This is a genomic window from Erwinia sp. ErVv1, assembly GCF_900068895.1.
In the GTDB taxonomy this organism is placed as follows: domain Bacteria; phylum Pseudomonadota; class Gammaproteobacteria; order Enterobacterales; family Enterobacteriaceae; genus Erwinia.
In genome coordinates, this window is the sequence record NZ_CDPK01000005.1 from 389,256 (window position 1) to 403,109 (window position 13,854).

General features: G+C 55.3%; 12 protein-coding genes and 1 pseudogene. 1 reads left to right on the plus strand and 12 read right to left on the minus strand.

Translation table 11 applies throughout. From position 1 onward, the window contains the following. Positions 1–6: 6 nt before the first annotated feature. From mrdB to leuS, 8 genes and pseudogenes are all read right to left on the minus strand, one after another. The gene (gene mrdB, locus A1830_RS10595; RefSeq protein WP_067705516.1) at positions 7–1,119 is read right to left on the minus strand and encodes a peptidoglycan glycosyltransferase MrdB; all 1,113 of its coding nucleotides are present in this window, start codon (positions 1,117–1,119) and stop codon (positions 7–9) included. Between the two features lies 1 nt (position 1,120). Further along, a complete protein-coding gene (gene mrdA / locus A1830_RS10600; RefSeq protein WP_067705518.1) occupies positions 1,121–3,025 on the minus strand; it encodes a peptidoglycan DD-transpeptidase MrdA in 1,905 nt (634 codons plus the stop codon). A gap of 34 nt (positions 3,026–3,059) precedes the next feature. Then, positions 3,060–3,530, minus strand: a complete 471-nt coding sequence (rlmH, locus tag A1830_RS10605; RefSeq protein WP_067705520.1) for a 23S rRNA (pseudouridine(1915)-N(3))-methyltransferase RlmH — start codon at positions 3,528–3,530, stop codon at positions 3,060–3,062. Positions 3,531–3,533: 3 nt separating this feature from the next. After that, positions 3,534–3,851, minus strand: coding sequence for a ribosome silencing factor (gene rsfS / locus A1830_RS10610; protein WP_067705523.1), 318 nt, complete (start codon positions 3,849–3,851; stop codon positions 3,534–3,536). An 82-nt stretch (positions 3,852–3,933) separates the two neighbouring features. Next, the gene (nadD, locus tag A1830_RS10615) at positions 3,934–4,590 is read right to left on the minus strand and encodes a nicotinate-nucleotide adenylyltransferase (RefSeq protein ID WP_067705525.1); all 657 of its coding nucleotides are present in this window, start codon (positions 4,588–4,590) and stop codon (positions 3,934–3,936) included. After that, a complete protein-coding gene (holA, locus tag A1830_RS10620) occupies positions 4,583–5,614 on the minus strand; it encodes a DNA polymerase III subunit delta (protein WP_067705527.1) in 1,032 nt (343 codons plus the stop codon). The genes nadD and holA overlap by 8 nt, the downstream gene beginning before the upstream one ends. Next, positions 5,611–6,207: an LPS assembly lipoprotein LptE gene (lptE, locus tag A1830_RS10625; RefSeq protein ID WP_067705530.1), complete on the minus strand. Its 597-nt coding sequence runs from the start codon at positions 6,205–6,207 to the stop codon at positions 5,611–5,613. Before lptE ends, holA begins: the two co-directional genes overlap by 4 nt. 14 nt (positions 6,208–6,221) lie before the next feature. Beyond that, positions 6,222–8,703 (minus strand): annotated as a pseudogene (gene leuS, locus A1830_RS10630) (leucine--tRNA ligase). 223 nt (positions 8,704–8,926) lie between these two features. Between leuS and A1830_RS10635 the strand changes: the two are divergent. Beyond that, on the plus strand, positions 8,927–9,409 hold the full coding sequence (locus A1830_RS10635) for a zinc ribbon-containing protein (RefSeq protein ID WP_067705531.1): 483 nt from the start codon (positions 8,927–8,929) through the stop codon (positions 9,407–9,409). Between the two features lie 100 nt (positions 9,410–9,509). Here A1830_RS10635 and A1830_RS10640 read toward each other — a convergent pair whose 3' ends face one another. From A1830_RS10640 to A1830_RS10655, 4 genes are all read right to left on the minus strand, one after another. Further along, the gene (locus A1830_RS10640) at positions 9,510–10,235 is read right to left on the minus strand and encodes an amino acid ABC transporter ATP-binding protein (RefSeq protein ID WP_067705533.1); all 726 of its coding nucleotides are present in this window, start codon (positions 10,233–10,235) and stop codon (positions 9,510–9,512) included. Further along, positions 10,236–10,913 carry a glutamate/aspartate ABC transporter permease GltK gene (gltK, locus tag A1830_RS10645; RefSeq protein ID WP_067705535.1) on the minus strand — a complete coding sequence of 226 codons (678 nt, stop codon included), beginning with the start codon at positions 10,911–10,913 and terminating at the stop codon, positions 10,236–10,238. It abuts the gene before it with no gap. Continuing rightward, on the minus strand, positions 10,913–11,653 hold the full coding sequence (locus tag A1830_RS10650) for an amino acid ABC transporter permease (RefSeq protein WP_067705536.1): 741 nt from the start codon (positions 11,651–11,653) through the stop codon (positions 10,913–10,915). Before A1830_RS10650 ends, gltK begins: the two co-directional genes overlap by 1 nt. Before the next feature lie 196 nt (positions 11,654–11,849). After that, on the minus strand, positions 11,850–12,752 hold the full coding sequence (locus A1830_RS10655; protein WP_067705537.1) for an amino acid ABC transporter substrate-binding protein: 903 nt from the start codon (positions 12,750–12,752) through the stop codon (positions 11,850–11,852). Positions 12,753–13,854: the final 1,102 nt, after the last annotated feature.

Sequence of the window (13,854 nt, forward strand, 5' to 3'; positions counted from 1 at the left end):
GCCTCTTTAAACGCTTTTCGACAACAGTTTTCGATGAGTGTGGATTGACATAATAATCCCAAACCCGGCCATCAGGACGATCAGTGCCGAGCCGCCGTAGCTCACCAGCGGAAGCGGAACGCCAACCACAGGTAAAATGCCACTTACCATGCCAATATTAACAAAAACATAGACAAAGAAGATTAGCATCAGCCCGCCCGCCATCACCCGTCCAAAGGTCGTTTGCGCGCGGGCGGCCATGACCAGGCCGCGCATAATCAGCAGCACGTAGAGTACCAGCAATACCAGCACGCCGACTAATCCTAACTCTTCAGCCAGCACGGCAAAAATAAAGTCGGTATGCCGTTCGGGCAAAAACTCCAGCTGCGACTGGGTGCCGTGCAGCCAGCCTTTGCCGCGCAGGCCACCGGAGCCGATGGCAATCTTGGACTGAATAATATGATAGCCCGCGCCCAGCGGATCGCTTTCCGGGTCCAGCAGCATCATTACCCGGTCCCGCTGATAGTCATGCATCAGAAAGAACCACAGGATAGGCACAAAGGCCGCCACTAACAGGAGCGCCACAAGGATCAGCTTCCAGCTCATGCCAGACAGAAACAGGACAAACAGGCCGGAGGCGGCGATCAGAATCGCGGTTCCCAGGTCCGGCTGTGCGGCCACCAGCAGCGTGGGCATAAAGATCAGCACCAGCGCGATGGCGGTGTTTTTAAGCGTGGGGGGGCAAACATCGCGATTAATAAAGCGGGCCACCATCAGCGGCACGGCAATTTTTGCTATCTCCGAGGGTTGGAAACGCACGATCCCCAGGTCAAGCCAGCGCTGGGCACCTTTACTGATATGACCAAAAGCGTCAACGGCAATCAGCAGCACCACGCAGAGAATATAGAGATAGGGTGCCCACCCCTCGTACACCCGGGGCGGGATTTGCGCCATAACCATCATCATGACAAAGCCCATGGCGATTTGGCCAATTTTTCGCTCCATCATGCCGGGATCCTGGCCGCTGGCGCTCCAGATAACCAGAGCGCTGTAAACCAGCAGGGCCGAAATCAGAATAAAGAATGTCGGATCGACGTGTATTCTGGTCCAGAAAGTACGCTTCTGATGACGATCGTTCATGTCACTCACCTTCATAGCCCGACGGAACGGGTGCCGCATCGGGCAGATTGGTATTGTTGTCGCCAAGCATGATGTGGTCCAGAATCTGTCGCATGATGGTACCAACCGCAGGGCCAGCACCGCCGTTTTCCAGAATCATCGTCACCGCCACGCGAGGATTATCATAAGGGGCAAAGGCGGTCATCAGCTTATGATCGCGCAGATGCTCGGCGATCCGGTGCGCATTATAGGTTTCATTCGCCTTCAGGCCATAGACCTGGGCGGTACCTGACTTCGCGGCAATTTTATAAGGCGCATCCTGAAAGCTTTTACGCGCGGTACCGTTGGGGCGGTTAGCCACGCCGTACATCCCATCTTTCGCAATCTCCCAGTAACCGGAATGAATATCCGCAATGGGAGGCGTCTCGGGCTGACGGTAAGGGACTTTGACGTTGTCGACGACGTTCGCCATCATCAGATGAGGCGTTTTTACCACGCCGTCGTTAATCAGCGTCATCATCGCTTTATTCATTTGTACCGGGGTCGCGGTCCAGTAGCCCTGACCAATGCCGACCGGAATGGTATCGCCCTGATACCAGGGTTTTTTAAACCGCTTCATTTTCCACTCGCGGGTAGGCATATTGCCCGGCGTCTCTTCCACCAGGTCAATACCGGTCAGGTGTCCGTAGCCAAATTTGTTCATCCATTCCGACAGGCGGTCAATGCCCATATCGTAGGCAACCTGATAGAAAAAGGTATCTGCCGATTCCTCAAGGGACTTGGTGACATTCAAACGTCCATGCCCCCAGTGTTTCCAGTCGCGAAAGCGTTTCTCAGAGCCGGGAAGCTGCCACCATCCCGGATCGAACAGGCTGGTATTTCTGTTAATCACTCCGCTGGTTAGCGCGGAAACGGCAATATAGGGTTTCACCGTCGAGGCAGGAGGATAGGCTCCCTGCGTGGTGCGGTTAATCAGCGGACGGTTGGGATCGTTGAGCAGCATGTTGTAATCCTTACTGCTGATGCCATCCACAAACAGATTAGGATCGTAGCTGGGCATGGAGACCAGCGCGAGAATGTCTCCGCTGCGGGGATCGGTGACGACCACCGCCGCGCGACTGCCCGCCAGCAGGGTTTCGATATACTGCTGGAGCTTGAGGTCGATGGTCAGGTAAATGTCCTGTCCCGCCTGAGGTGGCTGCTCATGAAGCTGGCGAATAACCCGGCCGCGGTTGTTAACTTCCACCTCTTCATAACCGGTTTTACCGTGCAGCATCTCTTCGTAAAAGCGCTCAATCCCCAGCTTGCCGATATCGTGGGTGGCAGCGTAGTTAGGCCATTTCCCTTCTTTATCCAGCCGGTCAACGTCGCGATCGTTGATTTTGGACACATAGCCTAACACGTGAGTGAGTGCGGAATTATAGGGGTAGTAGCGGCGCTGATAGCCTTTGACTTCCACACCGGGAAAAGCGTACTGATTGACGGCAAACCGGGCAACCTGAACGTCGTTCAGGGCGGTTTTTACCGGAATAGAGGTAAAGCGGCGGGAGCGTTTACGCTCCGCTTGAAAGGCAATCAGATCTTCATCACTCAGATCGACAATGGGTCGGAGGGCCTGAAGGGTTTTTTCAAGGTCTTCCACCTTTTCCGGCACCAGCTCAATCTGATAAATGGTTCGGTTGAGTGCCAGAGGAACGCCGTTGCGATCGAAAATAATCCCGCGGCTGGGAGCGACCGGCACCAGCTTGATGCGGTTATTGTTAGAACGGGTACTGTAGTCACCGTAGCGAATAATTTGCAGGTGATACAGGTTGACCACCAGTACGCCGGAGAGCAGTAAAATGCCTAAAAAAGCGGTCAGCGCCCGGCGGACAAACAGCGTCTGTTCGGCGGTGTAGTCACGAAAAGAGTTGCGTTGTAGTTTCATCCGCTGTTTTAGTGTATCCGGTTGATCCTATCGCCTATTCGCGGTGATAAGGATGATTCGCAGTAATGCTCCATGCACGATACAGGCTCTCAGCCACCAGCACGCGAACCAGCGGATGGGGCAGGGTAAGCGCGGAGAGTGACCAGCTCTGTTCTGCCGCCGCTTTGCAGGCGGGAGACAGCCCTTCCGGTCCACCGATCAACAGGCTGACGTCCCGGCCATCCTGCTTCCAGCGCTCCAGCTGGGTAGCCAGGTGTGGGGTTTCCCACGGCTGACCGGGAATATCCAGCGTAACGATACGATTTCCTTTCCCCATCGCTGCCAGCATCAGCTCACCCTCTTTATCGAGGATGCGCCTGATATCAGCATTTTTGCCGCGCTTGCCTGCCGGAACCTCAACCAGCTCCAGCGGCATATCTTTCGGAAAGCGACGGAGATATTCCATAAATCCGCTTTGCACCCAGTCCGGCATTTTCGTGCCGACGGCGACAAGCTGCAGCTTCACGTCTTAACTCCAGAGCTTTTCAAGTTCGTAGAGGAGGCGGCTCTCTTCCTGCATAACATGCACAATAACGTCACCGAGATCGACAACGACCCAGTCGGCGGTCGCTTTGCCATCGACGCCGAGCGGCTTCAGGCCTGCGGCACGGCTTTCCTGTACCACATGATCGGCAATGGAGGCGACGTGACGCGTTGAGGTACCGGTGCAGATAATCATGCAGTCGGTGATGCTGGATTTGCCCTGAACGTTAACAGAAACAATATCCTGGCCTTTTAAATCGTCGATCTTATCAATGACGAAGTCTTGGAGTGCTTGACCTTGCAAAAGGTTCCCCCTTGGGTTTTAAGCCTGACAGTGATTTTTTCCGGTGGATCCGGAAAATTTAGCGGCGAAGTATACCATGAGCTTATGGGTTGCGATATAAACCCGCATCATTGATGAATGCCAGCACGGCGGCGGGAAGAAGCCCGTCGCAGGATTGATTATGATGGCGCCGTTCGCGTATTTCCGTTGCTGAAATTGCCAGCAGCGGGGTGGCGGCCAGATAAATAAGCCCTGCCGGAGATGCATGCAGCTGCCGGGGATCGGTGGTCAGGTGTTTTGAGAGCCACTGTTGCAGCTCAGGCGTTTCCAACTGGCTATCGTAGCCCGGACGCTTAAGCACCAGCAGATGCGTCAGAGAGAGCAAATCCTGCCAGCGATGCCACTTGTGTAAACTTAGCAGTGAATCCTGGCCAATGATAAACGCCAGAGATTGTTGTTCACCGCGCTCCTGGCGCAGCGCGGTGAGCGTTTCAAACGTCCAGGAGGGCGTTTCACGCTGCATTTCGCGCAGGTCAACATCAAAAAGCGGATTACCGGCAATCGCCAGCCTGACCATCGCGACCCGCTGGGCCGGTGTGGCTTCAGGCTGAGGGCGGTGCGGCGGTACGTTATTAGGGAGCAGCGTAATTTTACTCAGGCCGGTCAGCGCCGCCAGTGCCTCAACCGGTTTCAGATGGCCGTAATGGATGGGATCGAAGGTCCCGCCAAAAAGAGCATGCAGCCCCGGGTTATCAGACATCGCAAAAATGCTCGGGGAAGGTACTGCTGCACAGCAGCAGCGACAGCGTTTCCAGATCGGGCCAGATATCCTGACCGTAATCCTGTTTAAGCGTCAGCTCAATACGCGTTAGCAGGCTGAAAGCCTGGGCGAGCTGCCGGGCGGAAAGTCTCTGTAGCGCTTCGCCGTACAGCGCCCGCCGGTTTTGCCAGACGCGATGCTGATCGAATAGCGTACGCAGCGGCGTGCCTGCCATCTGACGCTGCAAATTCAGCAGCATCATCAGCTCCCGCTGGACGGTACGCAGCAGAATAACCGGCTCGCTGTCTTCCGCCTGCATCTGCCTGAGAATGTGCCGGGCGCGCTTGTTCTTGCCCGCCAGTAGCGCATCCACCCAGTGGAAAGGGGTAAAGTGTGCAGAATCATTGACTGCTTCCTCAACCCTGGGCAGCGTTAGCTTGCCGTCCGGCCACAGCAGCGACAGTCGCTCCAGTGCCTGAACCAGCGCCAGCAGATTACCTTCGTAGCAGTAGCAAAGCAGCTGCGTTGCCGCGTCATCCAGCGTTAGCTTAAGACTTTTTGCCCGGGCGGATACCCAGCGGGGGAGCTGCGCCTGCTCTGGGGTCTGGCAGGGCACTACAACGGCATGGGCGCTAAGGGCTTTATACCAGGCGCTATTCTCCTGGGCTTTAGTCAGCTTTGTGGCACGCAGGATCAGCAGGATATCGGCATGTAGAAGCGTGGACAGCGTGACCAGCTGCTCGCCGATCGCCGCGTTCGGGCCGTTTTCCGGCAGGGTAAGAAGCAGTGTCTGGCGGCTGGCAAACAGACTCAGCGCCTGGCAGGTAGAGAAAATAGTGTCCCATTCGGTATGGGCATCAATGACAACGCTGAAATGTTCGGTGAAATCCTGCTGCTGAGCCGCTGCACGTATGGCGTCCTGAGACTCCTGAAGCAGCAGGGGTTCATTACCGGTAAGGATATAGCAGGCGCGCAGCCCCTCATGGAGCTGCGCGCTGAGCTGTTCAGGATAAATCCTGATCATTTCGCCAGAGAACTGTCAGGCAGGACAGAACGTGGGGACATCTGATCGATCGCGGACGGGGAGGCGTTCAGCGTATCAATCGCGCTGTCGTTTTCCGCCGCGTGCACGGTCAACAGCTTACGCACCAGCTGCTGGGCCGCCTGGGTCCGCATTTCGGTGATGATTATGTTCTGCTCTGAGTCTTTTGCCAGAGCCGCCAGCGGGTTATCGAAGAAGGAGCGATAGACCGTTGCGCTGATCGGGTAGATCCCCTTGTTCGGGATCAGCACCTGGGCATTGACCGTCATCATCAGTGAGTACTCGGCGGTTTTACCGTCCTGGAAGATTGAGGCGGTATCCCGTCCCTGCGTTTCACCCTGCAGGCGCAGCGACGGAACGTCTTTACGCAGGCCGGGTTTTTCAAGGATGGTCACGTTATTCAGACGGAGCTGTTCGCGCACGGCGCGGGCCAGCGGACCGTAGGGGTCTTCGGTGTCGACGATCATGGTTTTCATCTCCGGTGGGACCGAGGTGGTCCCGCGCAGATGATAGCCGCAGCCCGCGGTGATCAACACCGCCAGGCCAACTAACAATGACATTACTGGATTTCGCACAATTCCTCCTGACATCAACCCACGACCAGGTTAAGCAGCTTGCCCGGTACGTAAATCACTTTACGAATGGAGACGCCATCAAGATATTTGGCGACCAGATGCTCCTGCGCGGCCCGCGCCTGAACCTGTTCCTGCGTGGCATCAGCCGGAACGGTAATTTTGCCACGTACTTTACCATTAACCTGGACGACCACCAGCAGAGAATCTTCGACCATCGCCTCTTCATCCGCCTGCGGCCACGGGGCGTTATCCACCTCGCCAGCGCCACCCAGCGCCTGCCACAGCACGAAGCTGGCGTGCGGGGTGAAAGGATAGAGCATCCGCACAACCGCCATCAGCGCTTCCTGCATCAGGGCGCGGTCCTGCTCGCTCTCCTGCGGAGCGCGCAGCAGCTTGTTCATCAGCTCCATCACCGCCGCAATCGCGGTATTGAAGGTCTGACGGCGACCAATATCGTCGGAGACTTTAGCAATGGTCTTGTGAAGATCGCGACGCAGTGCTTTCTGCTCATCATTGAGGGTGGCGATATCCAGACTCGCGCATGCGCCTTTTTCCGTATGCTCAAAGACCAGCTTCCACACGCGCTTCATAAAGCGGTTGGCACCTTCCACGCCGGACTCCTGCCATTCCAGCGTCATGTCGGCCGGAGAAGCAAACATCATAAACAGACGGACGGTATCTGCGCCGTAGCGCTCAACCATCACCTGCGGATCGATACCGTTATTCTTCGACTTGGACATTTTACTCATGCCCGCGTAAGTCAGCTCGCGGCCAGTGCTGTCGGTTGCCTCGGTGATGCGGCCTTTCTCATCGCGCTGGAGGGTGACCTCAACCGGTGAAACCCAGTTGCGTTCACCATTCTCGCCGGTGTAATAGAAAGCATCGGCCAGGACCATGCCCTGGCACAGCAGGCGCTTAGCTGGCTCATCGGACGTGACCAGGCCCGCGTCGCGCAGCAGCTTGTGGAAAAAGCGGAAGTAGAGCAGGTGCATAATCGCGTGCTCGATGCCGCCAACGTACTGGTCCACCGGAAGCCAGTAGTTTGCCGCCGCCGGGTCCAGCATGCCTTTATCGTAATCCGGGCAGGTGTAGCGGGCGTAGTACCATGACGACTCCATAAAGGTGTCGAAAGTATCGGTCTCACGCAGCGCGGGCTNCAGGCGTTGGCATAACGGTGCCGTCTTCCAGCGTGACCATCGGGATTGGCGCACCCCAGTAGCGCTGGCGTGATACACCCCAGTCGCGCAGGCGATAGTTTACCTTGCGCTCGCCAACGCCTTTCGCCACCAGATTGTTGGCAATGGCGTTAAAGCCCTCTTCAAAGGATAATCCATTGAATTCACCAGAATTGAACAGGGTGCCTTTCTCGGTCATGGCCGCAGAACTTACGTCTGGTTCATTGCCGTCGGCGTTCAGGATAACCGGTTTGATCGACAGGGCATATTTGGTAGCAAACTCCCAGTCACGCTGATCGTGGGCTGGAACAGCCATCACCGCGCCGGTACCGTACTCCATCAGCACGAAGTTAGCCGCCCATACCGGTACTGTTTCACCGGTCAGCGGATGCTGGGCGTACAGGCCGGTCGGCATGCCTTTTTTCTCCATCGTGGCCATTTCGGCCTCGGCAACTTTGGTGTTGCGGCATTCAGCGATGAAGTCTGCCAGGGCAGGGTTAGAGGCAGCCGCCTGGGCTGCCAGCGGGTGACCCGCGGCAACGGCCAGGTAGGTCACACCCATAAAGGTGTCCGGGCGCGTGGTATAAACGCGCAGCGTTTCGCTGCTGTTTTCGACCTTAAAAGCGATCTCGACGCCTTCTGAGCGACCAATCCAGTTACGCTGCATGGTTTTGACCTGCTCAGGCCAGCTCTCCAGCGTATCCAGATCGTTCAGCAGCTCATCGGCATACGCAGTGATTTTCACGAACCACTGCGGGATCTCTTTGCGCTCAACCTTGCTGTCGCAGCGCCAGCAGCAGCCATCAATAACCTGTTCGTTAGCCAGCACGGTCTGGTCGTTCGGACACCAGTTAACCGCCGAGGTTTTTTTATAAACCAGGCCCTTCTCATAGAGCCTGGTAAAGAACCACTGCTCCCAGCGATAGTACTCCGGCTGACAGGTCGCCAGTTCGCGATTCCAGTCATAGCCAAAGCCCAGCAGCTTCAGCTGCTTCTTCATATAGTCGATATTTTCGTAGGTCCAGGGGGCGGGAGCAGTCTTGTTTTTGACCGCCGCGCCTTCAGCGGGCAGGCCGAAAGCGTCCCAACCGATAGGCTGTAATACGTTTTTACCCAACATGCGCTGGTAACGCGAAATCACGTCACCGATGGTGTAGTTGCGCACATGGCCCATATGTAGGCGACCAGAAGGATAGGGCAGCATGGAGAGGCAGTAGTACTTCTCTTTACCTGTATCTTCGGTAACGCTGAACGTTTGCTTCTCATCCCAGTGCTGTTGAACATGGGATTCTATCTCTTCCGGGCGGTATTGCTCTTGCATGGCAGCCAGTGGTCCTTTGTAAACTTTATGATTTCGTTTAGATCGGCATAGCATAGCTGATAAGCAACCAGCGCAACAATAGTAACTGGCCACCCGGGTGGCATTTCTCTGCAAGCTGGAAGACGGCAGGCAAATTTTGCTGTCGGTGGAGGACTTCTACGCGCAATTTCTGGTTTCAGGCTAGACTTTAAAGCGAAACGCGTTGGAACGTTCAGGAGAGAAAATGAACAAGGTTGCTCAGTATTACCATGAACTGGTCGCTTCGCTGACCGAAAGAATAAATCAGGGCGAGCATAATATTGATGCGCTGGTCGAAAGCGGCAGGCAGCGGATGATCAACCGGGGGGAGCTGACTCACGCACAGATTGACGACGTAACCCGGGCGGTTCGCCGCGATTTACAGGAGTTCGCCCGTAGCTATACCGAAAACACGCGCGACAGCAGCGACAGCGTTTTTATGCGGGTAATACGTGAAAGCGTCTGGAAGGAGCTGGCAGACATCACGGATAAAAGCCAGCTCGAGTGGCGCGAGGTCTTTCAGGATCTCAACCATCATGGGGTTTATCAAAGTGGTGAGGTTGTCGGACTGGGAAATCTGGTTTGTGAACAGTGCCACTTTACCCGCGCAATCTATACGCCAGAAGCGCTTACCCGCTGCCCGGAATGCGGCCATGACCGGTTTAATCGCCAACCCTTTGAGCCGTGATCCCTTAAAGGGCGACGCGAGTCGCCTTTTAGGTTTCCACCAGACAGCGAGCTTAGTTTTAACCAAAGCCACGCAAGCTCAGGCTTTAGCCAAAGCCACATTAGTGCAGTATTTTCGCCAGGAAATCTCTGGCGCGATCGGACTGCGGGTTATTGAAGAAATCATCTTTTGGCGAGTCTTCCACGATTTTTCCCTCATCCATAAAGATAACCCGGTTAGCCACCTTACGTGCAAAGCCCATTTCGTGCGTGACCACCATCATGGTCATCCCCTCATTAGCCAGCTCCACCATCACGTCCAGCACTTCGTTGATCATCTCGGGGTCCAGCGCCGACGTTGGCTCATCGAACAGCATGGCGATCGGATCCATACAAAGCGCCCGGGCAATGGCTACGCGCTGCTGCTGCCCGCCCGAAAGCTGGCCTGGGTGCTTGTTGGCATGAGCTGAAAGGCCAACCCGGGCCAGCAGCTTCAGTCCTTTCTCCCGCGCTTCGTCTTTGTTGCGTTTCAGCACCTTTACCTGCGCAATGGTCAGGTTTTCGACAATCGTCAGATGAGGAAACAGCTCGAAATGCTGGAATACCATGCCGACATGAGAACGCAGCTGGGCCAGATTGGTACGCTTGTCGTTAACGGCGGTGCCGTTGACTTCAATATTGCCTTTCTGCACCGGCTCCAGCCCGTTGACCGTTTTGATCAGCGTGGACTTACCTGAACCTGACGGGCCGCACACCACCACCACTTCGCCTTTTTTGACTTCGGTAGAGCAGTCGGTCAGCACCTGAAAGTGACCGTACCACTTAGAAACGTTTTTCAGGGTAATCATTTAAACTGTCCTTTTTTTCTTTAAGTAGCTGACCAGCAGTGAAGCGCTAAGGCTGATAACGAAATAGACCGCACCGGCAAACAGCACCATTTCAATCTCCGTGCCGTTATTAATGCCGATGGTATCTGCGGTTCTGAAGAAGTCTGCCAGGCTAAGCACGTAGACCAGGGAGGTATCCTGGAACAGTACAATCCCCTGAGTAAGCAGCAGGGGGATCATGGCGCGAAAGGCCTGCGGCAGTATAATCAGTTTCATTGACTGCCACGGGGTCATCCCCAGCGCCAGCGCGGCTTTCCCCTGTCCGCCCGCGATACTGATAATCCCGGCGCGAATAATTTCCGAATAGTAGGCCGCCTCAAACAGCGAGAAGGCCACCATCGCCGAGATCAGACGGATATCGGTTTTTGGCGAGATGCCCAGTACCTGTTGCAGAAAGCTGGGGACCACCAAATAGAACCATAGCAGCACCATAACCAGCGGCACCGAACGGAACAGATTGACATAAAGTTTCGCAAACCAGCTGACGGCTTTGATGCTGGACAGACGCATAATCGCCAGCAGCGTCCCCCAGATAATGCCAAAAACAATGGCCGTCACGGTGATTTTCAGCGTGATGACCAGACCTTTTGCCAGATAAGGCAGGTTAGGAACGATGGTGCTCCAGTCAAATTCGTACATTATTTGCCTCCCATGCCGCCGGGGAGCCGCACTTTGCGCTCAACCAGGCTCATCAGCAGCATCACCACCACGTTGATCGCGATATAGGCGACGGTGATAGCGGTAAAAGATTCATAGGCATGTGCGGAGTAATCCAGCAGCTTGCCCGCCTGCGCGGCCATATCGACCAGCCCGATAGTTGAGGCGATAGCGGAGTTCTTGACCAGATTAAGCATTTCTGAGGTCATCGGCGGCACAATAACCCGATAGGCATTAGGCAGCAGAACGTAGCGATAGGTCTGCGGGAGCGTTAGCCCCATCGCCAGCCCGGCATTTTTCTGACCGCTCGGGAGTGACTGGATAGCGGCCCGCACCTGTTCGCAAACGCGGGCGGCGGTAAACAGCCCCAGGCAGATGACCGAGCAGCTAAAAAACTGAATATTGGGATTGAGCTCCGATTTAAACCACATGCCGATACTTTCAGGCAGCAGTTCCGGTACCACCAGATACCAGATGAAGAACTGTACGATCAGCGGAACGTTACGAAACAGCTCGACGTAGCAGGTGCCGAGGGAGGAAAGCAGGCGATTGGGCACGGTTCGCAAAATGCCAAACAGCGAGCCGACCAGGAAAGCAATTATCCATGCGCAGATTGAGACGGCAATGGTGACCTGAAAGCCGGACCACAGCCATCCCAGATAGGTGGTATTACCGAATGGGGCCTGTTGCAGAAAAATTCCCCAGTTCCAGTCGATTGACATAAATGGCTCCGTTAAAAAAAGGGTAGCGAGGCTACCCTGAAGATTGATGAGAGGCTCTTTCAGTGCGCCGTGGGGAACGACCACGTTACACTCTTCGCCTGGTACGGCCGTTACGGTCACGACCGGTCAGGCTGTTGTCTGTCCGGGCCTGTGTTCAACAATCAGAGGGCGAAGATGAACGCCCTTATTTTCATTATTAGTTCAGAACCTTGTCGTTTGGCGTTTTGAATGTCGCTTTCATATCATCCGACAGGCTAAAGTTCATATTGAGGTTTTTAGGAGGAATGGGCTGGCTGAACCACTTACCAAACCATTTTTCTGCCTCGCCGGACGTCTGGGCTTTCGCAATGGTGGCATCCATCAGCTTTTTGAAATCGCTGTCACCCTTGCGCAGCATGCAGCCATAGGCCTCTTTCGACTGAGGCGTACCCACGATTTCCCAGTTATCCGGTTTTTTCGCTTTAGCTCGCTCACCGGCCAGCAGGGCATCATCCATCATAAAGGCCACCGCACGGCCGCTTTCGAGCGTACGGAAAGAGTCGCCGTGGTCTTTGGCGCTGATGATGCGCATGCCCATTTTTTTGTCATCATTGAGCTTATTCAGCAGAATTTCGGAGGTGGTGCCGGAGGTGACCACCACGGTTTTGCCTTTAAGATCGGGGAAGTCTTTAATCGGGCTGCCTTTTTTCACCAGCAGACGGGTGCCGATCACAAAGATGGTATCGGAGAAAGCGGCCTGCTGTTGGCGTTCTGCGTTGTTGGTGGTCGATCCACACTCAAAATCGTAGGTGCCGTTTTGCAGCAGGGGGATACGGTTTTGTGAGGTGATGGGTAACATTTTCACCTGTAAATCCGGTTTATTCAGTTTGGCTTTGATCGCCGCGACGATGGCGTCAGAGTAGTCCTGTGAATAACCGATAACTTTCTGCTGGTTATCGTAATAAGAGAAAGGAACCGACGATTCGCGGTGGCCGACAACTACCACGCCATTTTTGGCAATTTTGTCCAGGGTGGTGGTTTGAGGTGCATCTGCTGCGTGGGTCATCCCAACTGCAAGGCCAGAAAGTGCAAGGCATAGCCCAAGCTTCCGAAATTTCATCTCCAACTCCTTCATTTAGTGCGCTCAATAAAGCGCGCCGATTATGATGTTATGGTTTTTGACTGCTTGCTGCTTTTCTTTATATCCCAGGGCATAGCCGCACGGTGGACAGCCCTAACATAGCCGAATGTTAACGTAATGAAACAAAAAAGTTTCCTTTTTGCGAACTGTGCCGCACCAAAGAGGGGCATCTTTTTTGCGCTGCGCCGCCGTGGGGCGGGAAATGAACCGTTACAGTGCGGACACTCTGTTTTAAGAAGAATGATGCAGGCCGGATACAATTTCTGCGTAATATTTTGCAATCATCGTGCCAACGTGTGCTTGCTGAAACCGTTGTGGACACAGGAGGTTATGTGGGGCAATTGGGTTGGGGGTTCCAAAAAAAATCAGCGGGGGATGTTGTTCTGTTTTTAGATGGCACGACGTTGGGCGAGATAAGACCGGGAGTGTCGTCTGTGGCTGGTACCTGGTGCTGTAAGGGCTGGGATGTCGCCAATGGGGGTGCAAAGGCTGGGGTGGTCGCCAACGGGTGGTGCCCGGTGCCTGGTGCGGTAAGGCTGGGGTAGTCGCCAACGTGTGGGGTCCGGTGTGACAGAGGCCCTTGTGGTCGCCAGGGGGTAGGGGTGTGGTCGCCAACGGGTGGTGCCCGGTGCTGCACAGGCCAGGGGTGTTGCTTACGGGTGGGGCCCGGTGCCTGGCGGTCCTCGCGCCGCGCGTGGCGCGGTGCCTTCGCTCCGCTCGTCGACCTATCGGACCGGGCATGACGTGACATCCCTGTCCCGGCATGCCCTTGTGCCAGCATCCCTGCTGGCCCATCCGGGTTTTCCTCTCTGCACTCAGCGCTGCGGAATGCCTGTCACCGGGCCCCACCCGCCGGCTTATTGCATTGTGCTGGCTGCGGGGTAAGAGCGGTTCCGGGGGTTACATAAACTCTTTTGGCAGGTTTGAAAACGGAAAAAAGTCTGCAAAAAAACAAGAAAACTCCTCTGCTAAAGACTCAGTGCCGTCGCCAGCTGGTCGTATCTGGTATGCGGGAGATCTGGCGAATGTCGCCTGCGTATTGAGCCCATAGCTGTAAGGGCAGGGCCTGGTCGCCTACGGG

Excerpts from the sequence above, each read along its gene's own strand:
- mrdB (WP_067705516.1), bottom strand. The coding sequence starts at position 1,119 with ATGAACGATCGTCATCAGAAGCGTACTTTCTGGACCAGAATACACGTC.
- mrdA (WP_067705518.1), bottom strand. The coding sequence starts at position 3,025 with ATGAAACTACAACGCAACTCTTTTCGTGACTACACCGCCGAACAGACG.
- nadD (WP_067705525.1), bottom strand. The coding sequence starts at position 4,590 with ATGTCTGATAACCCGGGGCTGCATGCTCTTTTTGGCGGGACCTTCGAT.
- holA (WP_067705527.1), bottom strand. The coding sequence starts at position 5,614 with ATGATCAGGATTTATCCTGAACAGCTCAGCGCGCAGCTCCATGAGGGG.
- A1830_RS10635 (WP_067705531.1), top strand. The coding sequence starts at position 8,927 with ATGAACAAGGTTGCTCAGTATTACCATGAACTGGTCGCTTCGCTGACC.
- A1830_RS10640 (WP_067705533.1), bottom strand. The coding sequence starts at position 10,235 with ATGATTACCCTGAAAAACGTTTCTAAGTGGTACGGTCACTTTCAGGTG.
- gltK (WP_067705535.1), bottom strand. The coding sequence starts at position 10,913 with ATGTACGAATTTGACTGGAGCACCATCGTTCCTAACCTGCCTTATCTG.
- A1830_RS10650 (WP_067705536.1), bottom strand. The coding sequence starts at position 11,653 with ATGTCAATCGACTGGAACTGGGGAATTTTTCTGCAACAGGCCCCATTC.
- A1830_RS10655 (WP_067705537.1), bottom strand. The coding sequence starts at position 12,752 with ATGAAATTTCGGAAGCTTGGGCTATGCCTTGCACTTTCTGGCCTTGCA.